This is a genomic window from Pseudomonas gebzensis (assembly GCF_034427815.1).
Classification (GTDB): Bacteria; Pseudomonadota; Gammaproteobacteria; order Pseudomonadales; family Pseudomonadaceae; genus Aquipseudomonas.
Genome location: NZ_JAXQNS010000005.1, coordinates 321,331 through 347,850, shown reverse-complemented (window position 1 = coordinate 347,850; position 26,520 = coordinate 321,331). Strand labels below are relative to the sequence as shown.

General features: G+C 63.8%; 22 protein-coding genes. 15 read left to right on the top strand and 7 right to left on the bottom strand.

Annotation, left to right across the window (positions count from 1 at the left end):
* Position 1: 1 nt before the first annotated feature.
* Positions 2-472 (bottom strand): Cys-tRNA(Pro) deacylase, encoded by a 471-nt coding sequence (gene ybaK / locus SJI00_RS12385; RefSeq protein ID WP_322461997.1) that lies wholly within the window; start codon positions 470-472, stop codon positions 2-4.
* 294 nt (positions 473-766) lie between these two features.
* Here ybaK and SJI00_RS12380 point away from each other — a divergent pair, with 294 nt between their 5' ends.
* The 4 genes from SJI00_RS12380 (at position 767) to glpD (ending at position 5,783) form a co-directional block, all read left to right on the top strand.
* Positions 767-1,612: an MIP/aquaporin family protein gene (locus SJI00_RS12380; protein ID WP_322461996.1), complete on the top strand. Its 846-nt coding sequence runs from the start codon at positions 767-769 to the stop codon at positions 1,610-1,612.
* Positions 1,613-1,672: 60 nt separating this feature from the next.
* A complete protein-coding gene (gene glpK / locus SJI00_RS12375) occupies positions 1,673-3,172 on the top strand; it encodes a glycerol kinase GlpK (protein ID WP_322461995.1) in 1,500 nt (499 codons plus the stop codon).
* A gap of 144 nt (positions 3,173-3,316) precedes the next feature.
* The gene (locus SJI00_RS12370; RefSeq protein ID WP_322461994.1) at positions 3,317-4,072 is read left to right on the top strand and encodes a DeoR/GlpR family transcriptional regulator; all 756 of its coding nucleotides are present in this window, start codon (positions 3,317-3,319) and stop codon (positions 4,070-4,072) included.
* A 172-nt stretch (positions 4,073-4,244) separates the two neighbouring features.
* Entirely contained in the window at positions 4,245-5,783 is a 1,539-nt protein-coding gene (gene glpD / locus SJI00_RS12365; protein WP_322461993.1) for a glycerol-3-phosphate dehydrogenase, read from the top strand.
* On the opposite strand, the gene SJI00_RS12360 is transcribed toward glpD, so the two are convergent.
* Positions 5,784-9,941: an NEL-type E3 ubiquitin ligase domain-containing protein gene (locus tag SJI00_RS12360; RefSeq protein ID WP_322461992.1), complete on the bottom strand. Its 4,158-nt coding sequence runs from the start codon at positions 9,939-9,941 to the stop codon at positions 5,784-5,786.
* Positions 9,942-10,286: 345 nt separating this feature from the next.
* Between SJI00_RS12360 and SJI00_RS12355 the strand changes: the two genes are divergently transcribed.
* The 6 genes from SJI00_RS12355 to aauR all read left to right on the top strand — a co-directional run bounded on the left by SJI00_RS12355 (position 10,287) and on the right by aauR (position 16,781).
* Positions 10,287-11,204, top strand: coding sequence for a glutamate/aspartate ABC transporter substrate-binding protein (locus SJI00_RS12355; RefSeq protein ID WP_322461991.1), 918 nt, complete (start codon positions 10,287-10,289; stop codon positions 11,202-11,204).
* 143 nt (positions 11,205-11,347) lie between these two features.
* Complete coding sequence (locus tag SJI00_RS12350) at positions 11,348-12,094, top strand: amino acid ABC transporter permease (protein WP_322461990.1); 747 nt, start codon at positions 11,348-11,350, stop codon at positions 12,092-12,094.
* The gene (locus SJI00_RS12345) at positions 12,095-12,766 is read left to right on the top strand and encodes an amino acid ABC transporter permease (RefSeq protein ID WP_322461989.1); all 672 of its coding nucleotides are present in this window, start codon (positions 12,095-12,097) and stop codon (positions 12,764-12,766) included.
* Positions 12,763-13,497: an amino acid ABC transporter ATP-binding protein gene (locus SJI00_RS12340; RefSeq protein WP_322461988.1), complete on the top strand. Its 735-nt coding sequence runs from the start codon at positions 12,763-12,765 to the stop codon at positions 13,495-13,497. Before SJI00_RS12345 ends, SJI00_RS12340 begins: the two co-directional genes overlap by 4 nt.
* Positions 13,498-13,554: 57 nt before the next feature.
* Complete coding sequence (gene aauS / locus SJI00_RS12335; RefSeq protein ID WP_322461987.1) at positions 13,555-15,459, top strand: two-component sensor histidine kinase AauS; 1,905 nt, start codon at positions 13,555-13,557, stop codon at positions 15,457-15,459.
* Positions 15,456-16,781 carry a two-component response regulator AauR gene (aauR, locus tag SJI00_RS12330; RefSeq protein ID WP_322461986.1) on the top strand — a complete coding sequence of 442 codons (1,326 nt, stop codon included), beginning with the start codon at positions 15,456-15,458 and terminating at the stop codon, positions 16,779-16,781. Before aauS ends, aauR begins: the two co-directional genes overlap by 4 nt.
* 18 nt (positions 16,782-16,799) lie before the next feature.
* On the opposite strand, the gene SJI00_RS12325 is transcribed toward aauR, so the two are convergent.
* Positions 16,800-17,792 carry an alpha/beta fold hydrolase gene (locus SJI00_RS12325; RefSeq protein WP_322461985.1) on the bottom strand — a complete coding sequence of 331 codons (993 nt, stop codon included), beginning with the start codon at positions 17,790-17,792 and terminating at the stop codon, positions 16,800-16,802.
* Between the two features lie 194 nt (positions 17,793-17,986).
* Between SJI00_RS12325 and metR the strand changes: the two genes are divergently transcribed.
* Entirely contained in the window at positions 17,987-18,904 is a 918-nt protein-coding gene (gene metR / locus SJI00_RS12320; RefSeq protein ID WP_322462056.1) for a transcriptional regulator MetR, read from the top strand.
* On the opposite strand, the gene SJI00_RS12315 is transcribed toward metR, so the two are convergent.
* Both SJI00_RS12315 and SJI00_RS12310 read right to left on the bottom strand, forming a co-directional pair.
* Positions 18,888-19,301 carry an NUDIX hydrolase gene (locus SJI00_RS12315; RefSeq protein ID WP_322461984.1) on the bottom strand — a complete coding sequence of 138 codons (414 nt, stop codon included), beginning with the start codon at positions 19,299-19,301 and terminating at the stop codon, positions 18,888-18,890. The genes metR and SJI00_RS12315 overlap by 17 nt on opposite strands.
* An 82-nt stretch (positions 19,302-19,383) precedes the next feature.
* A complete protein-coding gene (locus SJI00_RS12310) occupies positions 19,384-19,647 on the bottom strand; it encodes a type B 50S ribosomal protein L31 (RefSeq protein WP_322461983.1) in 264 nt (87 codons plus the stop codon).
* A gap of 167 nt (positions 19,648-19,814) precedes the next feature.
* On the opposite strand from SJI00_RS12310, the gene SJI00_RS12305 reads away from it, so the two are divergent.
* From SJI00_RS12305 to SJI00_RS12290, 4 genes are all read left to right on the top strand, one after another.
* Positions 19,815-20,951, top strand: a complete 1,137-nt coding sequence (locus tag SJI00_RS12305) for an OpgC family protein (protein WP_322461982.1) — start codon at positions 19,815-19,817, stop codon at positions 20,949-20,951.
* Between the two features lie 143 nt (positions 20,952-21,094).
* Complete coding sequence (locus SJI00_RS12300; protein ID WP_322461981.1) at positions 21,095-24,259, top strand: transglycosylase domain-containing protein; 3,165 nt, start codon at positions 21,095-21,097, stop codon at positions 24,257-24,259.
* Between the two features lie 88 nt (positions 24,260-24,347).
* Positions 24,348-24,881, top strand: coding sequence for a PadR family transcriptional regulator (locus tag SJI00_RS12295; protein WP_322461980.1), 534 nt, complete (start codon positions 24,348-24,350; stop codon positions 24,879-24,881).
* The gene (locus tag SJI00_RS12290; RefSeq protein ID WP_322461979.1) at positions 24,878-25,636 is read left to right on the top strand and encodes a siderophore-interacting protein; all 759 of its coding nucleotides are present in this window, start codon (positions 24,878-24,880) and stop codon (positions 25,634-25,636) included. Before SJI00_RS12295 ends, SJI00_RS12290 begins: the two co-directional genes overlap by 4 nt.
* Positions 25,637-25,641: 5 nt before the next feature.
* On the opposite strand, the gene SJI00_RS12285 is transcribed toward SJI00_RS12290, so the two are convergent.
* Together SJI00_RS12285 and SJI00_RS12280 are read right to left on the bottom strand one after the other, a co-directional pair.
* Positions 25,642-26,283 carry a Pr6Pr family membrane protein gene (locus tag SJI00_RS12285; RefSeq protein WP_322461978.1) on the bottom strand — a complete coding sequence of 214 codons (642 nt, stop codon included), beginning with the start codon at positions 26,281-26,283 and terminating at the stop codon, positions 25,642-25,644.
* Entirely contained in the window at positions 26,283-26,504 is a 222-nt protein-coding gene (locus tag SJI00_RS12280) for a VF530 family protein (protein ID WP_322461977.1), read from the bottom strand. Before SJI00_RS12280 ends, SJI00_RS12285 begins: the two co-directional genes overlap by 1 nt.
* Positions 26,505-26,520: the final 16 nt, after the last annotated feature.

The following is a 26,520-nucleotide window of genomic DNA, read 5'->3' as shown; positions in this document are numbered from 1 at the left end:
GTCAGCGTTTGCCGATCACGGCAAAGCTGCCTTGCGTGCACTGCGCCAGCACTGCCGCTGTCAGCTCGACCTCCAACCCCCGACGCCCGGCGCTGACGTGAATCGTCGCAAACGTCTGAGCCGAGGTGTCGATGAAGGTGCGCAAGCGTTTCTTCTGCCCTAACGGACTGATACCACCCACCAGATACCCGGTGGCCCGCTGCGCAGCGGTGGGGTCGGCCATCTCGCATTTCTTCACGCCTGCCGCATGGGCCAGCGCCTTGAGGTCCAGAGTGCCGACCACGGGCACCACGGCCACCAGCAACTCGTTTTTTTCGGTGCAGGCCAGCAGCGTCTTGAATACCTGCTGCGGATCGAGGCCAAGCTTCTCGGCCGCCTCCAGACCATACGATGCCGCCTTCGGATCGTGCGCATAACTGTGCACGCGGTGGTCGGCGCGCGCCTTCTTCAGCAGGTCAAGGGCGGGGGTCATGAGCTACTCCGGTGAGCATCAGTGGGGGGTGGCTACTGTAGGCGAAAGCGCAGACCCGGCCAACGCATCGACCGTCATGTAAATGATCAAGATCATTGCGCTCAGTCAGAATATGGCCGAACGTTCACTTTCGACCTTTGACATCTGCGTTTCTTGTCTATATTTTTTCGTTTTTGAATAGAGGGTGCACTTTCCTGGTGCGCCAACGCTGCTAGCCCGACGTCAACCGGACGACCACGGGCCTTGCTGTCAGGTGCCTTGCGCGCCTCACTACAACAAGAAAAGAGGTCATATATGACGACTGCACTACGCCAACCCACGCTGGCAGCTCAATGCCTGGCCGAGTTTCTCGGCACCGCACTGCTCATCTTCTTCGGCACCGGCTGCGTAGCAGCGCTCAAGGTCGCCGGCGCCAGCTTCGGACTCTGGGAAATCAGCGTCATCTGGGGCATCGGCGTCAGCATGGCGATCTACCTCACGGCCGGGGTGTCGGGTGCACACCTGAATCCGGCGGTAAGTATCGCGCTGACGGTGTTCGCCGACTTCGACAAGCGCAAACTGCCGTTCTACATCATCGCCCAGGTGTTCGGCGCCTTCTGCGCCGCCGCGCTGGTGTACACCCTCTACAGCGCGTTGTTTTTCGATTACGAACATGCCCACGCGATGCTGCGGGGTAGCGAAGCGAGCCTCGATCTGGCCTCGGTGTTCTCCACCTACCCGCATCCGTCTCTCACACTGGGCGGCGCGTTCCTGGTGGAGGTGGTGATCACTGCAATCCTGATGGCCGTGATCATGGCCTTGACCGATGACAACAATGGCCTGCCGCGCGGTGCCATGGCGCCGCTGCTGATCGGCCTGCTGATCGCAGTGATCGGCAGCGCCATGGGCCCGCTCACCGGCTTTGCGATGAACCCGGCGCGCGATTTTGGCCCCAAACTCATGACCTTCTTCGCCGGCTGGGGTGAAATCGCCTTTACCGGCGGGCGCAGCGTGCCGTATTTCCTGGTTCCGATCTTTGCGCCGATCTTGGGCGCCTGTGTCGGCGCCGGGCTGTATCGCGTCCTGATCGCGCGCCATCTGCCGGTTGGGCAAGCGCCCGAGCCCGGTGATACTACCCAGACCGAAACCCAGATTTCCTGACGTCATGCCGGGTGGCCTCACCCGCAAGACCTGTCCCTCCCCTTTGCAAGGCCAACGACCATGACTGCTACCCAGGATCAGCAATACATCATCGCTCTGGACCAGGGCACCACCAGCTCGCGGGCGATCATCTTCGACCGCGACGCCAACGTGGTAGGCACTGCCCAGCGCGAGTTCGTCCAGCACTACCCGCAGGCGGGCTGGGTCGAGCACGACCCGATGGAAATCTTCGCCACCCAGAGCGGCACCATGGTCGAAGCCCTGGCGCAAGCCGGCATCAGCCATGCGCAGGTCGCCGCCATCGGTATCACCAACCAGCGTGAAACCACCGTCGTGTGGGACCGCGAGACCGGCCGCCCGGTGTACAACGCCATCGTCTGGCAGTGCCGACGCAGCACCGAGATCTGCGCGCAGCTCAAGCGCGACGGCCACGAAGACTACATCCGTGAGGCCACCGGCCTGGTCACCGACCCCTACTTCTCCGGTTCCAAACTCAAATGGATCCTCGATAACGTAGACGGCGTGCGCGAGCGCGCCGAGCGTGGCGAACTGCTGTTCGGCACCATCGATACCTGGCTGATCTGGAAGTTCACGGGCGGCAAGGTGCACGTCACCGACTACACCAACGCCTCGCGCACCCTGATGTTCAACATCCATACCCTGCAATGGGATGAGAAACTGCTGCAGATCCTCGGCATCCCTCGGCAGATGCTGCCTGAGGTGAAGGCCTCGTCCGAGGTGTATGGCCATACCAAGAGCGGCATTGCCATCGCCGGCATCGCCGGTGACCAGCAGTCGGCCCTGTTCGGCCAGATGTGCGTGGAGCCTGGCCAGACCAAGAACACCTATGGCACCGGCTGCTTCCTGCTGATGAATACCGGCAGCAAGGCGGTGAAGTCGTCCCACGGCCTGCTGACCACCATCGCCTGCGGCCCGCGGGGCGAAGTGGCCTACGCATTGGAAGGCGCCGTCTTCAATGGCGGTTCCACGGTTCAGTGGCTGCGCGACGAGCTGAAGATCGTCAACGATGCCCTGGATACCGAGTATTTCGCCAGCAAGGTCAAGGACAGCAACGGCGTCTATCTGGTGCCCGCCTTCACTGGCTTGGGCGCGCCCTACTGGGACCCGTACGCCCGCGGTGCATTGTTCGGCCTGACCCGAGGCGTCAAGGTCGACCACATCATTCGCGCGGCCCTGGAATCGATCGCCTATCAGACCCGCGATGTGCTTGACGCCATGCAGCAGGACTGCGGCGAGCGCCTCTCGGAGTTGCGCGTCGATGGCGGTGCTGTGGCCAACAACTTCCTCATGCAGTTCCAGGCAGACATCCTCGGCACCTGTGTCGAGCGCCCGAAAATGCGCGAGACCACAGCGCTTGGCGCCGCTTATCTGGCGGGCCTGGCGTGCGGGTTCTGGAGCGGGTTGGACGAGCTGCGCAACAAGGCAGTGATCGAACGCGAGTTCAGCCCGCAGCTCGATGATGCGCAGAAGGAAAAACTCTACGCGGGCTGGAAGAAAGCCATTGCCCGGACCCGCGACTGGGAAGACCACGACGCCTGATCCACCGCCACCCTGCACACCCCGAGGCGTCAGTGCTCGGGGGTACTGCAGGGCTGCGCTCGAGCGCCCCACCGGTACACTGGTCGTCAGCCGTTTCCTACGGCATGATTGCAGGATTTTTCCGGCTGCCCAGAAGGACCGCCCATGAACCTGCCCCCACGCCAACAACAAATTCTCGAGCTGGTACGCGATCGCGGCTACGTCAGTATCGAAGAAATGGCGCAGTTGTTCGTCGTTACCCCGCAAACCATCCGCCGGGATATCAATCAGCTCGCCGAGCACTCCTTGCTACGCCGCTACCACGGTGGCGCCGCCCATGACTCGAGCATCGAAAACACCGCCTACACCATGCGTGCCGATCAGATGCGCGACGAAAAGCAGCGGATCGCCGAGACCGTGGCGCAGCAGATTCCCGACCACGCCTCGTTGTTCATCAACATCGGCACCACCACCGAGTCGATCGCACGCGCCCTGCTCAATCACCATCACCTCAAAGTGATCACCAACAACCTGCACGTTGCCTCGATCCTCGGCGCCAAGGAAGATTTCGAAGTCTTGGTGGCCGGCGGCACGGTACGGCCCGATGGCGGCGTGGTCGGCCAGGCGAGTGTCGACTTCATCAGCCAGTTCAAGGTGGACTTCGCCGTGGTCGGCATCAGCGGGATCGACGAAGACGGCAGCCTGCTCGACTTCGACTACCAGGAAGTGCGCGTTTCCCAGGCGATCATCGCCAACGCGCGGCAGGTGATTCTGGCCGCAGACTCCAGCAAGTTCGGGCGTAACGCCATGGTGCGCCTGGGCTCGATCAGCCTGGTCGACTGCCTGGTGACCGACCGTTTGCCCAGCCCGGCACTCGGCCAGTTGCTGACCCAGCACAAGGTTCGCCTCGACGTGGTCTGAGCAAAACCGCAGCGCTTTTGCCCTGAAAATGTTCGCTAATGTTCATTTGTTCGTCATCTGGTCGATTTCCCGACAATCAGACTGGAAGCCAGTGATCTGTTGCGTTAGTATTTTCGCAAACGAACACAAATGCTCATTTTCGATGATTGATTGCGTCCAGGAGGCCGTTGCCGTGTCCCAGTCCGCCCGCCCCACCCCTCACCTCGCTGACTGCTACGACGTTGCCGTGATCGGTGGCGGCATCAATGGCGTGGGTATCGCCGCCGACGCTGCCGGGCGTGGCCTGAAGGTTTTCCTCTGCGAAAGGGACGACCTGGCGCAACACACCTCTTCGGCCAGCAGCAAGCTGATCCACGGCGGCTTGCGCTACCTGGAGCATTACGAATTTCGTCTGGTGCGCGAGGCGTTGGCCGAACGTGAAGTGCTGTTGGCCAAGGCGCCGCACATCGTCAAGCCAATGCGCTTCGTGCTGCCGCACCGTCCGCACCTGCGTCCGGCCTGGATGATCCGTGCCGGCTTGTTTCTCTACGATCACCTGGGCAAGCGCAAACGCCTTGGCGCCTCGCGTAGCCTGCGCTTTGGCCCGGGCTACCCGCTCAAGCCGGCAATCACACGCGGTTTCGAATATGCCGACTGCTGGGTCGATGACGCCCGCCTGGTCGCGCTCAATGCCATGGCCGCACGCGAACAGGGCGCAGACATTCGCACCCGCACCCGGTGCCTGAGCGCCAAGCGCGTCGACGGGCTGTGGCAGGTCGAGTTGCAGCAGGCTGACGGCAGCCGTGTGTCGATCAAGGCACGCGCACTGGTCAACGCGGCCGGCCCTTGGGTCGCCAGCTTCATCAAGGACGACCTGCAGCTCAGCGCACCGTACGGCATCCGCCTGATCCAGGGCAGCCACCTGATCGTGCCGCGCCTTTACGAAGGGGAGCAGGCCTACATCCTGCAGAACGAAGACCAGCGCATCGTGTTCTGCATTCCCTACCTGGATCGCTTCACCCTGGTCGGCACCACCGACCGTGAATACAGCGGCGATCCGGCCAAGGTGGCGATCACCGAGGCCGAGACCGACTATCTGCTGAACGTGGTCAATGCGCATTTCAATCATCAATTGAGCCGCGACGATATCAAGCACACGTTCTCGGGTGTGCGACCACTGTGCAACGACGAGTCCGACAACCCGTCGGCGGTGACCCGGGACTACACGCTGGCACTCTCGGCAGAGGCCGGAAAAGCGCCGCTGCTGTCGGTGTTCGGCGGCAAGCTGACCACTTACCGCAAGCTGGCCGAATCGGCCATGGGCCAGCTCAAGCCGTTCTTCGCGCAGATGCGTGGCAGCTGGACGGCCACCGCGCCCCTGCCAGGTGGCGAACAGATGAGCACCGTTCAAGCGCTGGTGGATCAGGTGCTGGCCACGCACACCTGGTTGTCTGCCGATATCGCCCGCCGCTGGGTGCTGACCTACGGCAGCCGCGTGTGGCAACTGCTCGAGGGCGTCAACGGCCCCGACGAACTTGGCCAGCGCATCGGCGCCGGCTTGTTCGCCAGGGAAGTCGACTACCTGTGCGACCACGAATGGGCGGTGGACGCTGAAGACATTCTCTGGCGCCGCACCAAGCTTGGCCTGCTGACTACGCCTGCCGAGCAGCAGGTGCTGCGCGAGTACCTGGCGCGCCGGAGTGCCTTGTCAGTCAGCGGTCACGCCGCCTGATCATTGCGCAACGGCTGGCAGGTCAGCCGCCGCACGCGCATACGCTTCATCTGCCAAGGTACGGACCAGCGCTTGCTCGGCATGTTCGAGCTCTGCTTTGAGCTGGTTACTGGCTTCCACCAGCTGGCCCGAGGTCACGGTGTCCGACTCCAGGGCCTCGAGGCGTTCGTAGAAGGGCTCGGCAAGCGCTTCGAAGCGCTGACGGTCACGCGTGCGCACGTAGCTCTGCCAGAACGGACGTTGCGCAAGCGATGCGGCAAGGGCCTGTGGGTTTTCCGCTGCCAGTATCGTCTGCGCCGCATGGCGCAGATCCGCTTCAGTGACCTGTGCGAACAATTCGTAATGCATGGTATCTGGCGTGGCAGGCAAGCCAAGCACTTGCTTGAGCTTGACCCGGTAGTAGAGCCGGATCTCGATTTCATCGATGCCCAGCAAGTCGGCCTCGCGCATGCGCGCGATATGCTCGGAGGCAATGCCATCGAGTATGTCGATCCTGAACAGCGAGCGTTCCAGCCCAAGCAGGCGTGCCTCCACGTATTGCGCAGGGCCGTCGATCATGGCCCGCTCGACCAGAACACTCAGCTCCAGTTGGCCCATGATCAGCAGCAGACGATCCTCACAGGTTCTCGGCCCGCCAGCGGTCTCGAACAGCCGAGTGCGCAGGGCTTCATGCCCATGCGCAGCTTCGAGCATGGACCAGACGCGGCGCTCATAGTGTTCTGGGTTGAGCTCGAAATCCTCGGTTTCGGCGAAATCCGCCAGGAACCGGAAAAGATCGCTTGAGCCTTCTTGTTCGCGCAGTGCATCCCACCACTGAGTGCGCTGCACACGCTCAGCCTCGGTCGCGGCGCCCATCCAGTGCTCGCGCGACGCATCGTCCGACGCGCCCTGCGCATGCGCCTCAGCGAATCTGGAGCCCGAGGCGCCTGCGCCGGTCAGCCTGTGGAGAGCCTGGGCGCTCTGCGCCTCCAGCGGGTTGTCGTGCAGCCTTACGCGCTGCAGGTCATGCCACAGGCCGAGGGCATCCTCACGCAGTTGCCTGATACGGTTTTGGCGCAGGTCCAGCTGGGCGCGCCATGGCAGTGTCTGGGCCAGATCGGGCAGAGATTCCAACCCGGTATCACGCAAGTTCACATGCAGCAGGCGATCCAGACCGCCGAGCGCTGGTGCTTGGCCCAGCGGGTTGTGGCTGAGGTCGATCAACAGCAAGTGCGACAGCCTGGACAGTTGCCGGCTGCCCTCAGCCGACATGACAATCTGGTTGTTTGCCAGCTGAAGCTGACGCAATCGAGTGAGGTGCCTGAGACCATCAGGTAGGCGAGTGAGTCGATTGCCACGTAGATCCAGTTCCGTGATCTGGCTGAAACGACTGAGGAAATCTTCGTCGATACTCGGCAGGCCCATGTTGCGCAGCACCAGTCGTTTGACGTGCGAAAAATCCACGCGGGGCGGCAATTGCGGCAGGCTGGCGACTCGCTCGCCATCGATTGCCAAGACATAGTCGCCTGCGTAGTCCATCAACTTTCGCCGCCAGCAGCGGCGCAGTTGCGTGGCGACCCGCCTGCGCCGCAAGCTGCTGATCAGATCCACCTCACCTCGCCACTGCTCAAGCGCCTGGTTCAGGCTGAGCAAGGTTTGGTTCAAGTCGTGATAGTGCTCCCAGATGTCCACGTGACGATCGAGCAGGTCGAGGACGTAGGCATCCATCTGCGCGCTGTCGAGCATCGGATAGATACGGTGAATGCCGCTGCGGATCGCCTGGCGACCACCCGACAGCCTGCCGCTGAGCGGGTAGCCCAGCCGTCCATCGCTCAACCGCCTCGGCGGCCGCAGGCCCATGCCGACAGGTGCCATGCCGAGCACCTCGGCGCAGCGTTGGCGATCCATGCCAGCCTGTTCGGCCAGCCACTGGCGCAACTGCTCCTCAGTCAGCTCGGAACGGCCCAACCGGCTCTTTTGCGCAGGCTCCAGGTTCGCCAGCAGGGCCTCCCAGAGCGTGGTACTCGGGGCAGCCTGGGCTGCGGAGGGGGCACGCTCGGTCCGGTAGCCCTGCGCCGTGCGCACGATCACCCGCACCTGACTCATCTGCGTGCTGTCGGTCGCTGCGAGCAGCGGCCCCTGAGCCGTACCCTCGCGCAGTTCCAGGCGCAGATGAGTCGGCCAAGGCGCTGATCGTTGTACGAGCCCGATTGCCAGGCGTTCTGTGTCAGCGTTCACCGCTTGCGGCAATTGCAAGCCGAGGCAGGCCTGATCCAGACGTGCATCGCGTATCGCCCAGCGCGCCTGCTCGGCCATCGCCAGAGGAAGGCGGCCGGTCGTTCGCAGGTGCTCGAGCTGGTCACTGCTGGCGTGTTCGAGAATCTCGCCCGCTTGGCGGACCGACAGACGGGGAAAGACGCGCCTCAAACGCCGCTGATCTGCCGATTCGGCCAGCTGGCGGTGTGCAAACTCGCCCTCGAACGCACTACCGCGCAGGCTGGGCAACTGGTTGTGGAGTTCCAGGCGCTCATGAGCGTCGTGTAGCCGAGCCAGAGGGTGGGCGCCTTCCACGTGCAGCCGGCGCAGTCGATCGGCGGTCAGGCCCGTCGCCTGCTCGATCGCCTGGGCTTGCCAATCGGGCGTCTCGGCGAACGGCCCATCAAAGCGTCTGATCAGATCGCCCGTGTCGGCGACCGTTTGAATCGGGGCCCTGGCGTTACTCAGACGCAAGGAGCCACCAATGTCCGACACCGGGGTCAGGCCATCGACGAATGCGACCCGCTTCAAGCTGCTCACCGCCGCCGACCCAATGGCCCCTGCGGCCGCCCCCAACACCACCGTTTCGGCAACCCCGAACACGTGGTCAAGCGCCCCTTGCCGGTCGCCAAGGCTCCAGTCTTCGTAGCCTTCATACACCTGCTGGGCAATCTGCACGGCCGCCACCACAAGCATGATCTCACCCAGTACTGGCACAAACAGCGCAGCGAGGTTCAGCAGATCGAGCCCGCCAGCGATCGCCGCTTGCAAGCGCAGGTGGCGGCTGGTCAGGTCTTCGTCTGCAGTGGGCACCGCGAGCAGTCGCGCATCGTCCAGCATCTTGCGGGTTTGCCCTTGCCGCAGGTATTCGATCAGTGGGGCAGGCAAGGGAAAGTGTCGTCCATCGAGCTGCAGCGGTGTGCCCTCGGCTGTGGCGTGGCGCAGTCGACCCAACGCCGTGGCAAAGTCTGGCCGGTCACGGACACTGATGAAACGGCTGAAGAAATCCTCGTACCGTTCATCACGCAAACGCTCGCCGAACCAGTGGTACAGCGCCTCCCACGAGGCGTGCTCGGTGACTGCGGCTGACGGGTCCTGAGGAATCCAGACGGTGATCCCCTGCAGTGCGCCCTGGCGCGTCTGACGTTGCTCCAGCGTGACCACCCCTTGAACACATTTACCCAACAGATACAGCTGCTGCGGCGTTGCGCTGCCTGGCACGGGGTCAACGATCGGCGCACTCACCCAGAACGGCAACAGCCGATAGAAGGCAAACTCATCGAGTTGGCCTTTGAGCCGGGCGAGGCGCATGGCCACTTCCATCTGCGCGCGCAGGTTGCTCTCCAACATCCGCTCGACTGCTTTGGCGGGCGCGCTGGTGGGCGTGGTCGGGCGTGTCTTTGGCGACAACAGGCTGTTTAGCAGCTGCTGATATCGCCCCCCCAGATCAAGCTGCCTGCAACCGCTGGCGAAGGCTTCGAAACTCAACTCCAGCCGTTTCCCGTCGACCCCGACCAGCCAGGCATCGCGCTGCTCGGAGGGGCTGAGCTCTTCTGCGGAAAAATTATGCAGCGCCGCACTCAGCAGGCTGCGCCGCGACTGATAAGTCACGCGATTGGTCAGCAACAAGGGCGACATACTCGGCAGTTCGATGATCTGGTCGATCACTACCGCCATCTTGCGAACATCGGGTGAGACCACCCCCGCTGTACGCAGCGCCTGTTCGAGCAGCGCGGCAGCGAATGTGTCGAGCGACGGCAGCCCTTTGAAGTGGGCCGCCACTTGGGCGGCCATCTGCTGTTGGCGGCGCAGGGCCTGGTGCAGCGCGCGCAGCTGATCGACATCGGCAGAGGCCAGCCATGGCGGCAATTGGCGAGCGATCAAACGATCGATCGAATCACGGGGGGTGAACTCGGTAGGCATGAACGGGCTTCCTGTGGCAAAAGCACAGGAAAAACCGTTACGCCCTCGACTGGGCTTGACCCTGATACCGCTTTGACCGGCAAAAACCGGGATTCGAGCCCACTCCGTTCGGGATTCCGAATATTTACTGGTTCTGCATTCGGAATTTCGTACGAACGAGCGTCTCAGTGCGCGGCGGGTAGCGCATCAAATGCTCTGCCACAAAGGTTTCGACGCTACAGGTGCCCTTTGGCACGACTCATGCTCTACACTTGCCAACCGAATGCAGCGAGTTCATGTATTCGTTGAAACGAAAGAGTCCGCCAACGGCTCCATAAAAAAAACAAACATGTCGAGGAAAATTTGATGCGAATCGTTCGTCAATTGCTGGGCGCAGCCATCGCCGCTGCGGTAATCGCCTCTCCGGTCATGGCTGAAGAGCTGACCGGTACCCTGAAGAAGATCAAGGATTCCGGCACCATCACCCTGGGCCACCGTGACTCGTCCATCCCCTTTTCCTACCTGGCCGGCAAGCCTGAGCCTGTGGGCTACTCCCACGACATCCAGCTCGCCGTGGTTGATGCCCTGCAAAAGCAGCTGGGCACCGACATCAAGGTCAAGTACAACCTGGTGACCTCCCAGACCCGCATCCCTTTGGTGCAAAACGGCACCGTTGACCTGGAATGTGGCTCTACGACCAACAACGTCGAGCGCCAACAGCAAGTGGGCTTTACCGTCGGCATCTTCGAAGTGGGCACGCGCCTGCTGACCAAGGTCAAGGACGGTCTACCGGCCTACAAGGACTTCCCGGACCTGGCTGGCAAGAACGTGGTGACCACCGCCGGCACCACCTCCGAGCGCCTGCTAAAGGCCATGAACGCCGACAAGCAGATGAAGATGAACGTCATCTCGGCCAAAGACCACGGCGAAGCCTTCAACATGCTCGAAAGCGGTCGCGCCGTTGCGTTCATGATGGACGACGCCCTGCTGGCGGGCGAAATGGCCAAGGCCCGCAAACCGGCGGACTGGGTGATCACCGGCACTCCGCAATCCTACGAAATCTATGGCTGCATGGTCCGCAAGGAAGACGTCCAGTTCAAGAAAGCCGTGGATGAAGCGATCGTGGCCTACTTCAAATCGGGCGATGTCAACAAGAGCTACGACAAGTGGTTCCAGCAGCCCATCCCACCGAAAGGTCTGAACCTGCAGTTCAAGATGAGCGACGAGCTGAAAAAGCTGATCGCCGAGCCCACCGACAAAGCGGCTGACGACAAGCAATCCTGACCCCCACTCCAGGCCTGCAGTGCGTTACACACGCCAAATAACCCGGCAGGCCTTCCGTTAGTGTCTAACCTTTCATCCGAGGGCGCCCGCGCCCCCGGATGTTCAAAGGTGCCCGTGAAACAACCGTCTGAAGGGAAATCCCGATGAATTACAACTGGGACTGGGGCGTTTTCTTCAAGTCCACCGGCGTCGGTAGCGAAACCTACCTTGACTGGTACATCACAGGTCTGGGCTGGACCATCGCCATCGCCATTTCCGCCTGGATCATTGCCCTGCTTCTGGGTTCGGTGCTCGGCGTCATGCGCACCGTGCCGAATCGCCTGGTATCGGGAATCGCCACTGCCTACGTAGAGCTGTTCCGTAACGTGCCGCTGCTGGTGCAACTGTTCATCTGGTACTTCCTGGTGCCGGACCTGCTACCTGAAGGGCTGCAGGAGTGGTTCAAGCAAGACCTCAACCCGACCACCTCCGCACTGATCAGCGTGATCATCTGCCTGGGCCTGTTTACCGCCGCGCGCGTCTGCGAACAGGTGCGTACCGGCATCCAGGCGTTGCCGCGGGGTCAGGAATCGGCCGCGCGCGCCATGGGGTTCAGCCTGTCGCAGATCTACACTAACGTGCTGCTGCCGCAGGCCTACCGGATCATCATTCCGCCGCTTACCTCCGAGTTCCTCAACGTCTTCAAGAACTCCTCGGTGGCTTCGCTGATCGGCCTGATGGAACTGCTCGCGCAGACCAAACAAACCGCCGAGTTCTCCGCCAACCTCTTCGAAGCCTTCACCCTGGCGACGCTGATCTACTTCACCCTGAACATGGGCCTGATGCTGCTCATGCGCGTGGTCGAGAAGAAAGTGGCAGTACCGGGTCTGATTTCCGTAGGAGGCAAGTAAATGGAACTGGATTTCAGCGAAATCATTCCCGCCCTGCCCGCGCTGTGGGGCGGCATGCTGCTGACCCTGGAGCTGATGGTGATGGGCATCATCGGCGGCATTGCACTGGGTACGGTGCTGGCACTGATGCGCCTGTCGTCGAGCAAGCTGCTGTCGCGGTTGGCCGGCGCCTACGTCAACTACTTCCGCTCCATCCCGCTGCTGCTGGTGATCACCTGGTTCTACCTGGCGGTGCCGTTCGTGCTGCGCTGGATCACCGGTGAAGATACCCCCATCGGCGCGTTCACCTCGTGCGTCGTGGCCTTCATGATGTTCGAAGCGGCGTACTTCTGCGAAATCGTCCGGGCTGGCGTGCAGGCGATCTCCAAAGGCCAGATGGGCGCCGCTCAGGCACTGGGCATGACCTATGGCCAGACCATGCGCCTGATCATCCTGCCCCAGGCGTTTCGCAAGATGACCCCGCTGCTGCTGCAACAGAGCATCATCCTGTTCCAGGACACCTCGCTGGTGTACACCGTGGGCCTGGTGGACTTCCTCAACGCTTCGCGCGCCAACGGCGACATCATCGGACGCTCCCACGAGTTCCTGATCTTCGCCGGTGTCGTGTACTTCATCATCAGCTTCTCCGCTTCCTGGCTGGTCAAGCGTCTGCAAAAAAGGATCGCCGTATGATTTCCATCAAGAACGTCAACAAGTGGTACGGGGACTTCCAGGTACTGACCGACTGCAACACCGAGGTGAAGAAAGGTGAAGTGGTGGTGGTCTGCGGCCCCTCGGGCTCGGGCAAGTCGACCCTGATCAAGTGCGTGAACGCCCTGGAGCCGTTCCAGAAAGGCGACATCGTGGTCGACGGCACCTCGATCGCCGACGCCAAGACCAACCTGCCCAAGCTGCGCTCGCGGGTGGGCATGGTGTTCCAGCACTTCGAGCTGTTCCCGCACCTGACCATCACCGAAAACCTCACCATCGCCCAACGCAAGGTGCTTGGCCGCAGCGAAGCCGAGGCCACCAAGAAAGGCCTGGCGCTGCTCGACCGCGTGGGCCTCAGCGCACATGCCAAGAAGCACCCGGGGCAGTTGTCCGGCGGTCAGCAGCAGCGCGTGGCGATCGCCCGTGCCCTGTCGATGGACCCGATCGTCATGCTGTTCGACGAACCCACTTCGGCGCTGGACCCGGAGATGGTCAACGAAGTGCTCGATGTCATGGTCGAACTCGCCCACGAGGGCATGACCATGATGTGCGTGACTCACGAGATGGGCTTCGCCCGCAAAGTGGCCAACCGCGTGATCTTCATGGACAAGGGCCACATCATCGAGGACTGCCAGAAAGACGCCTTCTTCGGCGACCCGACTGCCCGTCACGAACGCACCCAGCACTTCCTCAGCAAGATCCTGCAGCACTGAGTGTCGTCGGCCTGCGCCGCTTCGGTGGCGCAGGCTGGCGATGACAAGGCCACTGTGATGAAATGCAACCCCGCGCTTCTTCGCCTCACCAAGCCTGCCGTGAAATCCCGCCTGCTCCGCCAACTGCTCATTCCACCCCTGATCATCCTGCTGATGCTCGGCTTTGGCGTGGTCGCCTATCTGATCAGCGAAAACAACGGTATCCGTACCCTCAGCGAAAACGGCGAGCGTCAGTTGGAGCTGCATGCGCGTACTGTCGAAAGCGAGATCAGCAAGTACACCTACCTGCCCAGCCTGCTGGAACTGGAAGGCTCGGTGTCGAAATTGCTGCTGCAGCCGGACGGCGCCGACCGGCAGTTCGTCAACGAATACCTCGAAGGCATGAAGCGGCGCAGCCGTAGCCGGGCGATCTACATTCTCGACACCAGCGGCCGTGTACAAGCCACCAGCAACTGGCGCGATGCCGATTCCTTCCTGGGCGAAGACCTGTCGTTCCGCCCCTATTTTCAGGATGCGGTGCGCGGCAAACCCGGGCGTTTCTACGGCATCGGCAGCACCACCGGCGAAGCGGGCTACTACTTGTCCCACGGCCTGGAAGAGCACGGCAAGATCATCGGCGTGGCCGTGATCAAGGTGCGTCTGGACACCCTGGAAGAGCGCTGGCAGCGCGCGCGCCTGGAGGCCTTCGTCAGTGACGAGAATGGCATCATCATTCTCTCCAGCGATCCCGAGCGCCGGCTCAAGTCGCTGCAGCCGCTGACGCCGCAGGTCAAGGAGCGGCTGGCCCGCAGCCTGCAGTATTACTGGTGGCCACTCAATGAGCTGCAGCCGCTGGCGCGCGAGCCGTTGGGCGATGGGGTAGAGAAGCTCACCTTTGCGGTCAACAGCGAAACCGAGCCGACCGAGCAGAAGGACGTGACCTACCTGTCGCAGACCCGTCGCCTGGCCGACACACCGTGGAACTTCACCCTGCTCACCCCGCTGCAGGACTTGCGCCGGGAGTCGATGGTACAGGGCGCTCTGGTCGCCTTCGCCTTTGCCCTGTTGACGATCCTTGGCATCGCCTGGAACGAACGGCGCAAGGTGCTCGCCACGCGCCTGGCTGCCCGTGAAGCCCTGGAAGAAGCCAACAGCCAGCTGGAACGGCGCATCACCGAACGCACGGTCGACCTGCGCGCCAGCAATGAACGCCTCAAGGGCCAGATCCGCGAGCGCCGGCACGCCGAACAAACCTTGCGCCAGGCCCAGGACGAGCTGGTTCAGGCCGGCAAGCTGGCGGCCATCGGCCAGATGTCCACCAGCATCGCCCATGAGCTGAACCAGCCGTTGGCCGCGCTGCGCACGCTGTCGGGCAACACCGTGCGGTTTCTCGAACGAGGCGCGATCGATGTCGCCTCGACCAACTTGCGCACCATGAACGAACTGATCGACCGCATGGGCCGCATCACCGCCAGTCTGCGTTCCTTTGCCCGGCGCGGCGACGACGGCGGCCAGGCCTCGCTGTGCAAGGCCGTCGACGCCTGTCAGCAGCTGCTCGCCGCGCGCCTGGCCAGCAGTGGTCTGCGCGTGCACCGCGACTTCGATGAACAGCGCCTGGCCATCGACCAGACCCGGCTCGAACAGATCCTCGCCAACCTGATCAGCAATGCCCTGGACGCCACCCGCGATCAGGAACGCCCTACGTTGTGGCTGGAGGGCGAACTGCTGGGCGACAAGTACCGCCTGCAAGTGCGTGACAACGGCCATGGCATCGACGACGAAACGCGCAAGCACCTGTTCGAGCCCTTCTTCACCACCAAACCCGGCGAGCAGGGCCTCGGCCTGGGCCTGACCCTCTCGGCCAGCCTCGCGGCGGCCGCCAAGGGCAGCCTCAACGTCGAGCACCCGGTCGCTGGCGGCAGTGCCTTCGTGCTGTTGCTGCCACTGGTCACACCTCCTACTGACACGGCCCCGCTACCATGACCCAAGCCCCCCTCACCGTCCTGATCGTCGAAGACGACCCCCATGTGCTGCTCGGCTGCCAGCAGGCCCTGGCCCTCGAGGACATTGCCTGCGAAGGCGTGGGCAGCGCCGAGCTGGCGCTCGAGCGCATCGGTGACGACTTCGCCGGCATCGTGGTCAGCGATATTCGCCTGCCAGGTATCGATGGCCTGGAGCTGCTGTCCAGGCTCAAGGCTCGCGACCGCAGCCTGCCCGTGGTGCTGATCACCGGGCATGGCGATATCGACATGGCGGTCGGCGCGATGCGCAACGGCGCCTACGACTTCATGGAAAAACCCTTTTCCCCCGAGCGCTTGGTGGACGTGGTACGCCGCGCGCTGGAACAGCGCGGCCTGTCGCGCGAGGTCAGCGCACTGCGCAAGCAACTGGCCGGGCACGGCTCACTGCAAGCGCGGATCATCGGGCGCTCGCCGGCGATGCACCACTTGCGTGAGTTGATCAGCAATGTCGGCGACACGTCAGCCAACGTGCTGATCGAAGGTGAAACCGGCAGCGGCAAGGAACTGGTTGCGCGGTGTCTGCACGAGTTCAGCCGTCGCCACAGCCAGCCATTCGTGGCCATCAACTGTGGCGGGCTGCCGGAAAACCTCTTCGAAAGCGAGATCTTCGGCCACGAGGCCAATGCCTTCACCGGCGCGGGCAAGCGGCGCATCGGCAAGATCGAGCATGCCAACGGCGGTACGTTGTTCCTCGATGAAGTGGAGAGCATGCCGATCAACCTGCAGATCAAGCTGCTGCGCGTGTTGCAGGAGCGGACCCTGGAGCGGCTCGGCTCGAACCAGAGCATCCCGGTGGACTGCCGGGTCATCGCGGCGACCAAGTCCGACCTGCAGGCTCTCGGCCAGCGCGGCGAATTCCGCAGCGACCTGTACTACCGCCTGAACGTGATCACTCTGGAATTGCCGCCGCTGCGCGAGCGGCGCGAAGACATCCTGCAATTGTTCGAGCACTTCCTGGAACAGGCCGCGTTGCGCTTTGACCGCGAACTGCCGCAAATCGACAGCCAGACCCTGTCTCAGATCATGGCCCATGAGTGGCTGGGCAACGTGCGCGAACTGCGCAACGTGGCCGAACGCTTCGCCCTCGGCCTGCCGGCCTTCAAGAAGAGCGCCGCCGGCGCCAGCCAGGGGCTGGGTTTTGCAGAGGCCGTCGAAGCCTTCGAGCGCAACCTGCTCAGCGAAGCGTTGCTGCGCACCGGCGGCAACCTCAGCCAGGCCAGCCAAGAGTTGGGCATGGCCAAGACCACGCTGTTCGACAAGGTGAAAAAATACGGGCTGGGCTGAGGCCGTTCACCGAATCACCTACAGCCCCGCCAAGCGCGCCGTTTCCTGCTGCGCTCGCAAGTAAGGCAGGATGGCGCCCAGCAATGCCTCTTTGAACGGTGCCTGGAAACGGTGAGCCAGGCCTGGGATCAAGCGCAGTTGGCTACCACGAAGGTGCGCGGCCAGGTGCACGCCATGCATCACCGGCAGCAGCGGATCGGCGGTGCCGTGCACCACCAGCGCCGGTACGCGTAACTGATCGAGCAACGGCACCCGACTGGGTTCGGCCAGAATCGCCATGATCTGCCGCCGCCCGCCCTCAGGCTGATAGGCGCGGTCGTAGGCGGTAGCGGCCTGGCGTAGCAGCTCGGCGCGGTCGTCACTCACCTGCGGGCTGCCCAGGGCGGCCAGCAGATCGACCTGTTGCTGCAAGGCGTCTTCGCGGCCCGTGGCGCGCGGCCGGGCAAACAGCTGCACCAGCGCCGCACTCGGCGCAGGCAGGCCCGGGGCGCCGGAACTGCTCATCACCAAGGTCAGGCTGCGCACCCGCTGCGGGGCTCGCGCCGCCAGGTGCTGGGCGATCATGCCGCCCATGCTGACCCCCAGTACGTGAAACCGCTCGATGCCCAGTCGATCCATCAAGCCCAGGCCATCGTCGGCCATGTCGGTCAGGCTGTAGGGCGCGTTCACCGTCATGCCCAGCTTGAAGCGCAACAAGCCCAAGGTGAGGCTGGGCGAGGCAGGCGGCTGGCGCCAACGGCTCAGGCCGGCGTCGCGATTGTCGTAGCGGATGACCCGAAAGCCTTGTAGACAGAGCGCTTCAACCACCTCGTCGGGCCAGTCGATCAACTGCCCGCCCAGGCCCATGACCAGCAACAAGGCCGGGTCATGCGCGGCGCCCACGCTCTGGTACGCCAGGCTCACATCGTTCAGTTCGACGCGCTGCAACGGCGCCTGCACATCACAACGCGACGCCGCCACCCCACAAGGCACTGCCAACCACCACCACACCATCACCATGAACACACGCATCAGCCCAGCACCTGCTTCCCGATTCCCAGAAGCGCGCGAGTCTGCGCAAAGCGGCGACAGCGCGCTGCCACACTTGGATGACAGTTTGATGAAGCCGGCTGAACGGTCGGCCCAGCGCCTGTCGACACCGGTTGCAACATGAGCGAAACTCATCCCCCCTCAAGATGCCGATGGCGTTTACCCCGGAGCTGCGTGTGCTGGAAATTCGTCACCTGAAAACCCTTCAGGCCCTGCGCGAGGCCGATAGCCTGGTCGAGGCTGCGGAACGTCTGCACCTGACCCAATCCGCACTTTCGCATCAGTTCAAGGAGCTTGAAGAGCGCCTGGGCCTGCCGCTGTTCGTGCGCAAGAGCAAACCGCTGCGCTTCACCAGCGCCGGGTTGCGCCTGCTGCAACTGGCCGATGCCACCCTACCGCTGCTGCGCGGCGCCGAGCGGGACATCGCGCGCCTGGCCGGCGGCACCGCTGGGCGGCTGCACATGGCCATCGAATGCCACAGTTGTTTCCAATGGCTGATGCCGACCATCGATCAGTTCCGCGATTGCTGGCCGGAAGTGGAGCTGGACCTGGCCTCGGGCTTTGCCTTCGCACCGCTACCGGCACTGGCCCGTGGCGACCTGGATCTGGTGGTCACCTCCGACCCGCTGGACCTGGCCGGCATCACCTACGTGCCGCTGTTCACCTATGAAGCGATGCTGGCCGTGGCCAATCAACATGCGCTGGCCAGCAAACCGTACATCGTGCCCCAGGACCTGATCGACCAGACCCTGATCACCTACCCGGTCGAACGCGATCGGCTGGACATCTTCACCCGCTTCCTGGAGCCGGCCGACATCGAGCCGGCGGCCGTGCGCACCTCGGAACTGACGGTGATGATGATGCAGCTGGTGGCCAGCGGCCGTGGCGTGTGCGGCATGCCGCACTGGGCGCTGCACGAGTACAGCGCCCGTGGCTACGTGAAAGGCAAGCGGCTGGGCGAGAAAGGCCTGTTCGCCACGCTCTATGCGGCGGTGCGCACCGACATGCTCGATGCGCCGTACATGCGCGATTTTCTGCTGACCGCCAAGGACACCTCGTTCGCCACCCTCGAGGGCGTCAGCGCGGCGCGTTGAGGCGCGCGCGGTACAGCGGCAGGATCTGTTCGCCGGTCAGCGGCGCCAGGGCCACGTCCGCGGTGTCGTCGGCGCTCACCCAGCGGATTTCTTCGATTTCAGCCGCCGGGGTCACGCTCTCGGCGGTGAGCACCTCGAACAACTCAGCCTGCACCTCATGGCCGGGCTCGTTCGCAGCCGGCGCGCTGAAGCGGCCCAAGGGCACGGCCTGGGCCGGATCGATGCGCAAGCCCAGCTCCTCGAACAGCTCGCGGGCCAACGCCTGTTGCGCGGTCTCACCGGCGTCGATCTTGCCGCCGGGCTGCATGAAGGCGGCGGTGCCGCGTTTGCGCACCAGCAGGGTGCGCTGGTGCGGATCGATCAGCAGTGCGGCGGCAACACGGATAACGCTCGACATTGATAACCTGCCTGGAAATGGGCGGGCGAGCTTCCCACGCCCACCCACCTCAGGCAACCCTCCCTTGGCAGGGTCGACAACCTCACACGCTGCGCGGGCTGGAGAAGCCGGCAAAGCGTTTGTTGAAGCCAGCCACTCGGCCCTCGACCGTGGTCTTGCGCTGCTGACCGGTGTAGACCGGGTGCGAGGCACTGGAGACATCCAATGCCACATAGGGGTAGGTCTGGCCATCGGTGTGCTGCTGGGTACGGTCGGTGTCGACGGTCGAACCAATGAGGAAATAGGTGTCTGCCGCCGTGTCATGGAACAGCACGGGGCGATAGGAAGGATGGATACCGGGTTTCATGGGACTCGCCTGTTTAGGTTATTGATACTGTATAACATATTACTTAAGAATCACTCTCGACAACCCCTGCGCTGCATTTCACCACCGATCAGGCCGCACGCCTTGTGCGGAACCGCCACCGCTCGCCGATGATCCTCTGCTCATGCCCTCCCTACCAGGCCGTGCCCATGAACACCCAACGCGATCTGCGCATCGACTTCTTCCGGGGCCTGGCACTGGTGTTCATCTTCTGGGACCACGTCCCTGACAACCCCCTGGCCAACCTGACGATCCGCAACATCGGCTTCAGCGATGCCGCAGAGATCTTCGTGTTCCTGGCAGGCTTCGCCGCCGTCATGGCTTACGGCAAGATCGCCCGGCGCGATGGCTGGCTGGTGGCCTGCCTGCGCATGCTGCGCCGCGCCTGGGTGCTCTACGTGGCGCACATCTTCTTGCTGGTGGTGCTGATGGGCATGGTGTTCGTGGCCAACGACCAAGTACAGACCCGCGACATGGTCGATGCCATGGGCCTGACCTATTTCATCGACCACCCCCAGCAGGCGCTGGTTGATGAGCTGCTGCTGCGCTTCAAGCCCAACCTGATGGACCCGCTGCCGCTGTACATCCTGCTGCTGGCCGGGTTGCCGGCCATTCTGCCGCTGCTGATGCGGCGTACCGCGCTGACGGTCGGCGTGTCCCTTGCGCTGTATGGCCTGGTGCAGGTGTTCCACTGGAACCTGCCCGCGCAGCAGGGGCATTTCTGGTACTTCAACCCGCTGGCCTGGCAATTGCTGTTCGTCCTCGGCGGTGCGGTAGCGTTGCACGCGGGCCGGGCTCAAGCCGTGACAGCTGCGCCCGCCAGCCCCTGGCGACAACCGCTGTTCGTGCTCTCGGCGGCGCTGGTGCTGGGGTGCGCGGCGATCACCTTGCTCTGGCGCTGGCCCGCACTGCACGACGCGGTGATGCCAGCGGCCCTTGCCCAGTGGCTGTACCCGATCGACAAGACCGGCCTGGCCCCCGCGCGCTTGCTGCAGTTCCTGGCGTTGGCCTATTGCACCGCCCGACTGGTCCGCGCAGGCGCCTGGCTCAACGGCTGGCTGGCCCGGCAAAGCTGCCGCATGGGGCGATTCTCGCTGGAAGTGTTCTGCCTGGGCGTACTGCTGGCGCCCCTGGCTGACATGCTCAACGCCCTGGGCGGCGACCGCTGGCCGGTGCAGATAGCCACGGCCCTGGCCGGCGTGGCGGCAATGGCGCTGCTGGCCTTGTGGCTGGATTGGAGCCGGCAACTGGGGCATGCCCGGCAGGTGCGACCGGCGTCAGCGTAATGTGCCGGAAAATGCGCGCAACCTGAGCGGGGTAACGGGTGTCACAAGCAAGTCTGCGCTATCGTTGACAAAATTTTCACATCTTGCGCCCAACGTCTAGACTTCAGCGAGCAGGTGAAAACTACTCGGTCGGATTTTGAACTATGGGCGCCCCGCGGCACACGGAACCTCCTCGAATGGAAGCACGCGATACCGAACACGCCCCCGCCCCTCAGCCTGAAACCCGCCGGCGGCGCAGACCATGGTGGCGCCTGCTGGTCCTCATCGTGCTGCTGGGCCTGATCGCCTTGGGCATCGCCGTGTATGACGAAACGCAGACCTCCAAGCTGCAATCGCGCACCTTCAGCCGCCTGGCCAGCACCCTCACCTACTCGCTGCAGCCCGGCGCCAGTGACGCCGTGGTGTACCCGGGCGAGGGCCCGTTCGACAAACGCCTGGGTTACAGCAGCATTGGCGAATTTCTGCCACGCCTGCTCAAGCGTGATTATGTGATCAGCGAACAGACCCGCTTTTCCCCAGCGCTGGTGGATTACGTCGGCCATGGCCTGTTCGTGCCCTTCGAGGAAAAGAGCCAGGCCGGCCTGTCGATCACCGATTGCCGTGGCGACACGCTGTACCAGTACACCTACCCCCAGCACCTCTACCCAACCTTCGCCGACATCCCGCCGGTGATGGTCAACAGCCTGCTGTTCATCGAAAACCGTGACCTGCTCAATCCGCAAACCGTGCAGAACAACCCGGCCGTCGACTGGCCCCGCTTTGCCAAGGCGGCGTACAGCCAGGTCGCCAAATACCTCGCCCTGCCCGGCCAGTCCGCCGGCGGGAGCACGTTGGCGACGCAGCTGGAAAAGTACCGCCACTCGCCCGATGGCCTGACAGTGTCAGGCGCCGAAAAGCTGCGGCAGATGTTCTCGGCCAGCGTGCGCGCCTACCAAGGTGGCCCGGACACCACCCTGGCGCGCCAACGCATCGTGCGTGACTACCTCAACAGCGTGCCGCTCTCGGCAGTACCCGGGCACGGCGAGGTGCATGGCATGGCCGAGGGTCTACGGGTCTGGTATGGCGCTGATTTCGACCAGATCAACGCCGCGCTGACCAGCACCGCCCTCGATCAGAAAAGCCTGGCAGAGCGCGGCCTGGCGCTGCGCGAGGTGCTGTCGCTGATCATTGCCCAGCGCCGGCCTTCCCATTACCTGTCCAAGGGCCGCATCGAGCTGGCCGAGCTGACCGATTCGCACCTGCGCGTACTGGCCGCCAACGGCATCATCGAGCAGCCATTGGCGGACGCCGCACTGGCCAGCAAGGCGGTGTACCGCGACTGGGTAGCCCAGCCGACCATCGTGCCGATCGTCACCAACAAGGGCATCAGCCTGGCGCGCAACCGCCTGGCGGCGATGTTCGCCCGCCCCTTGTACGACCTCGACCGCCTTGACCTGTCAGCCACCAGCACCCTGCAGGCTGGCTTGCAGTTGCAGGCCAGCCAGTACCTGAAGAACCTCGCCGACCCCGTCTTCGCCGGGCAGATCGGCCTGATCGGCCAGCGCCTGCTGACCGCCAAGACCACCGACCAGGTGAGCTACAGCTTCACCCTCTTCGAGCGCACCGCCGACGGCTCGCGGGTGCGGGTACAGACCGACAGCACCAACCAGCCCTTCGACATCAACGAGGGCAGCAAGCTGGAACTGGGCTCCACCGCCAAGCTGCGGGTACTGACCACCTACCTCGAGATCATCGCCGAGCTGCACGAGCGCTACGCCGGCAAGCCGGTAGCCGAGCTGCGCAAGGTCGAGGTGGCCGACCTCGACGCCATCAGCCGCTGGTCCCTGAACTGGCTGATGCAGAACAGCAAGGACCCCAACCTCGACGCCATGCTCGACGCTGCGCTGGAACGCAACTATTCGGCCAGCACCGGCGAGTCGTTCTTCACCGGTGGCGGCATGCACGTGTTCAACAACTTCCGCCGCGAAGACAACGGCCGCAATCCAAGCCTCAAAGACGCCCTGCGCGAATCGATCAACCTGCCGTTCATTCGTCTGATGCGTGACGTGGTGCGCTACGTCACCTACCAGCAGCCCTACAACCGCGAGCCGCTGCTCAAAGACGATGCCGACCCCCGCCGCCAGGAATACCTGGCACGTTTCGCCGACCGCGAGGGCACCAACTACCTGATGCGCTTCTGGAAAAAGTACCAGCGCAAGACCTCTCAGCAGCGCCTGGACACCTTCCTCGACAGCCTGCGCACCACGCCGCAACGGCTCGCCGCAGTGCACCGCTACCTGTTCCCCGAAGCGCGCCAGGAAACCTTCAACGCTTTCGTGCGTGCCCACAGCCAGGACAACAAAGCCGTGCTGGCCAAGCTGAGTGACAGCCGCCTGGTGGAGATGTACGCCGCCTACGGTCCGGGCAAGTACGACCTGCCCGACCAGGGCTATATCGCCAAGGTCCACCCGCTGGACCTGTGGTTGCTCGGCTACTTGCTGAAAAACCCTGGCGCCAGCCAGCGCGAGGCGATCAACGCCAGTCGCTTCGAGCGCCAGGAGGTGTACAGCTGGCTGTTCAAGAGCCGCCACCAGGGCGCGCGCGACAGCCGCATCCGTACCATGGTCGAGATCGAGGCGTTCCTCGACATCCACCAACGCTGGAAACGCGTGGGCTACCCGTTCGATCACCTGGTGCCGTCGCTGGCCACCGCCATCGGCAGCTCGGGTGATCGCCCAGCGGCGCTGTCCGAGCTGGTAGGCATCATTCAGAACGATGGCGTGCGCTTGCCCACCTTGCGCATCGACACCCTGCACCTGGCGGCCGACACGCCCTACGAAGTGAAACTGGTCAGCGACCCGGACCGCGGCCAGCGCATCTTGCCGGTCGAGGTGGCGCGGGCGCTCAAAGGCGCGATGTCGCAAGTGGTCGACGCCGGTACCGCGCGGCGCATCGCCGGCAGCTTCGTCCTGCGTGACGGCACTCCACTGGTGATGGGCGGCAAGACCGGAACCGGCGACAACCGCATCGAAAGCTTCGGCGCCGGTGGGCGGCTGATCGGCTCACGCTCGCTGAACCGCACCGCCACCTTCGTGTTCTTCCTCGGCGAGCATCACTTCGGTACCTTGACGGCCTTCGTCCCGGGCCGTTCGGCAGAAACCTTCACCTTCACTTCGGCACTGCCGGTGCAGGTGCTCAAGGGCATGGCACCGATTCTAATGCCGTACCTGGAACCGGGCAGCGCTACCGAATGCAAGGCCCCGGGGACGGTCGGCAAGGCTGACCAGCAGCCGGCCGTAGCAGGGCTGCCAGACAATCCATCGATTTAGTCGATGAGAACGAGGCGCATTTAAGATTGGTCTTAAGATATATCTTGAGTAAGCTCTCAAGCGTTATCCGAAGCCTGGACATCCTTCGATGCGCAATCCTCTTGCTCAAGATCCGTTCGAGCGCCGGGGCGGCCGTGGCCCCCGGGTGTTCGCACCGGGTGACCTGAAACTGCTGCTGTTGTCGATGCTCGCCGAGCACCCCGGCCATGGCTACGACCTGATCCGCCAGATCGAAAGCCTGTTCGACGCCCAGTACAGCCCCAGCCCTGGGGTGATCTACCCCACCCTGAATTTTCTTGAAGAAGCCGAGCTGATCCAGGGCCAAAGCCAGGGCAGCAAGCGCCTCTACGCCATCACCGCGCTTGGCCGGCACAGCCTGCTGGAACAGGCGGCGGCGCTGGACGGTGTGCGCATGCGCATCGAGGTCAGCAAGCGCGCCCTCGTCGGCCATGAGCGCCCGGAACCCATTCATCAGGCGGTCGGCAATCTGCGCCACGCCCTGCACCTGCACAGCGGCCAGTGGAGCGCCGAGGAAATCGAGCGCGTCAGCCGCCTGCTGAACGATACCGCCAAGGCCATCGCCGCTGGCCCCACGCCCCTTGCTGAGGGAAAAGCCCCATGAACGACACCGTCTACCGCGTCAACCATACCCTGCGCCAACGCGCCCTGCAGGTGCTGCGGGTCAGCGACCTGACCCCGCGCATGCGCCGCATCACCCTCGGCGGCCCGGCGCTGGAAGGCTTCACCAGCCTGGGCAGCGATGACCACGTCAAGCTGCTGTTCGCTGCCGATGCCCAGCAGCAGGCCGCGCTGGAGGCGGGCGAAATGAGCCGTGAGGGCAGCGCCCGCCCGGTGATGCGCGAATACACGCCGCGGCGCATCGACCTGGATGCCTTGCAGCTGGACATCGACTTCGTGCTACACGGCGACGGCCCTGCATCCACGTGGGCGGCCCAGGCGGCGGTCGGGCAAACCCTGCACATCGCCGGCCCGCGGGCGTCGCTGGTGGTCACCGATGTGTTCGACAGCTACCTGTTGATTGGCGACGAAACCGCCATTCCGGCCATCGCCCGGCGCTTGCACGAGCTACCCGCCGGGCGCCGGGCCGTGGTGCTCATCCAGGTGGAAGACGCGCAGGAACGCCAGCCCTTGGCGAGCCAGGCCGACGTTGAGGTGACGTGGGTGTTGCGTCATGCAGACGACCTGGTCGAGCGGGTCCGCAGGCTGAGCGTGCCGGCTGGCACCTTGTACAGCTGGGTAGCCTTGGAAAAGCGCTTGAGCCGCGAAATCAAAGGCCTGCTGCTGGAAAAAGGCGTTGACGAGCAGGCCCTCAAAGCAGTCGCCTACTGGCGCGCTGATGACACCCCAGACGACTGAGACGCTCAGCGCCCCGCCGCGGCGCGTGCACCCTGCCAGCGGTCCACAGCGATGAAGACCAGGCCGGTGACCCAGAAACCGGCCAGGACGGCCAAGGCATTGAGCATGACCTGTGCATAACCGAGCTTGGCCACATCGATGAACGGATACGGGTACAGACCGATCTCGAAGCCGCGCCACAGCGCATAGGCGAAGTACCCGGCCGGGTACAGGCTCCATGGCACCAGGTGCCACACCCGCAAGCGGCCCTTGGGCACCGCGCGCCACCAATACACCACGAACAACAGCGGCATCACGTTGTGCAGCAGCACGTCTGCCAGCCACTGCCAACCTTCCGGCTGCCACAGGTTGCGCAGCAGCAAGGTGTAGACCATTGCCACCATCACGATACTCACACCCACAGCGGTCGTTACCGCCGGTGAGAGAAACCAGCGCCGTACCGCACCCGCTTGCCCCCAGGCGGCATAGCTGAACACGGTGGCCACCAGGGTGTTGGTCAACACCGTGAAATAGGTGAACACGCTGACCAGCCCGCCCATCAGGCTGGCGTCGGCCTGCCAGCGGGCCAGCAGTACCAGCCAGACCTGCACGGCAAGGCCGGCCCAGCCCAGCGCTGCGGCCCATGACAAAAAGGGGTGAGGCCGCATCAACGGCCGCGCTGCAAGGCGACGTACAGCTGCTCGACCTTGGTGCGCGCCCACGGCGTTTTGCGCAGAAACGTCAGGCTCGACTTGATGCTCGGGTCGCTCTTGAAACAACGCACGTCCACACGCTCGGCCAAGCCGGACCATTGGTAGTGGGCCACCAGTTCGGTGAGGATCTGTTCGAGTGTCTTACCGTGCAGGACGTTGTGCTCAGGCATGCTCATGGGCGGCTCCGATGGG

Coding starts and splice junctions, on each gene's coding strand:
- SJI00_RS12355 (WP_322461991.1), top strand. CDS start 10,287: ATGCGAATCGTTCGTCAATTGCTGGGCGCAGCCATCGCCGCTGCGGTA.
- SJI00_RS12295 (WP_322461980.1), top strand. CDS start 24,348: ATGCGCAATCCTCTTGCTCAAGATCCGTTCGAGCGCCGGGGCGGCCGT.
- SJI00_RS12380 (WP_322461996.1), top strand. CDS start 767: ATGACGACTGCACTACGCCAACCCACGCTGGCAGCTCAATGCCTGGCC.
- SJI00_RS12340 (WP_322461988.1), top strand. CDS start 12,763: ATGATTTCCATCAAGAACGTCAACAAGTGGTACGGGGACTTCCAGGTA.
- SJI00_RS12360 (WP_322461992.1), bottom strand. CDS start 9,941: ATGCCTACCGAGTTCACCCCCCGTGATTCGATCGATCGTTTGATCGCT.
- SJI00_RS12350 (WP_322461990.1), top strand. CDS start 11,348: ATGAATTACAACTGGGACTGGGGCGTTTTCTTCAAGTCCACCGGCGTC.
- SJI00_RS12370 (WP_322461994.1), top strand. CDS start 3,317: ATGAACCTGCCCCCACGCCAACAACAAATTCTCGAGCTGGTACGCGAT.
- SJI00_RS12325 (WP_322461985.1), bottom strand. CDS start 17,792: ATGCGTGTGTTCATGGTGATGGTGTGGTGGTGGTTGGCAGTGCCTTGT.
- glpK (WP_322461995.1), top strand. CDS start 1,673: ATGACTGCTACCCAGGATCAGCAATACATCATCGCTCTGGACCAGGGC.
- SJI00_RS12290 (WP_322461979.1), top strand. CDS start 24,878: ATGAACGACACCGTCTACCGCGTCAACCATACCCTGCGCCAACGCGCC.
- SJI00_RS12345 (WP_322461989.1), top strand. CDS start 12,095: ATGGAACTGGATTTCAGCGAAATCATTCCCGCCCTGCCCGCGCTGTGG.
- SJI00_RS12285 (WP_322461978.1), bottom strand. CDS start 26,283: ATGCGGCCTCACCCCTTTTTGTCATGGGCCGCAGCGCTGGGCTGGGCC.
- SJI00_RS12305 (WP_322461982.1), top strand. CDS start 19,815: ATGAACACCCAACGCGATCTGCGCATCGACTTCTTCCGGGGCCTGGCA.
- aauS (WP_322461987.1), top strand. CDS start 13,555: ATGAAATGCAACCCCGCGCTTCTTCGCCTCACCAAGCCTGCCGTGAAA.
- SJI00_RS12300 (WP_322461981.1), top strand. CDS start 21,095: ATGGGCGCCCCGCGGCACACGGAACCTCCTCGAATGGAAGCACGCGAT.
- aauR (WP_322461986.1), top strand. CDS start 15,456: ATGACCCAAGCCCCCCTCACCGTCCTGATCGTCGAAGACGACCCCCAT.
- SJI00_RS12315 (WP_322461984.1), bottom strand. CDS start 19,301: ATGTCGAGCGTTATCCGTGTTGCCGCCGCACTGCTGATCGATCCGCAC.
- ybaK (WP_322461997.1), bottom strand. CDS start 472: ATGACCCCCGCCCTTGACCTGCTGAAGAAGGCGCGCGCCGACCACCGC.
- SJI00_RS12280 (WP_322461977.1), bottom strand. CDS start 26,504: ATGAGCATGCCTGAGCACAACGTCCTGCACGGTAAGACACTCGAACAG.
- SJI00_RS12310 (WP_322461983.1), bottom strand. CDS start 19,647: ATGAAACCCGGTATCCATCCTTCCTATCGCCCCGTGCTGTTCCATGAC.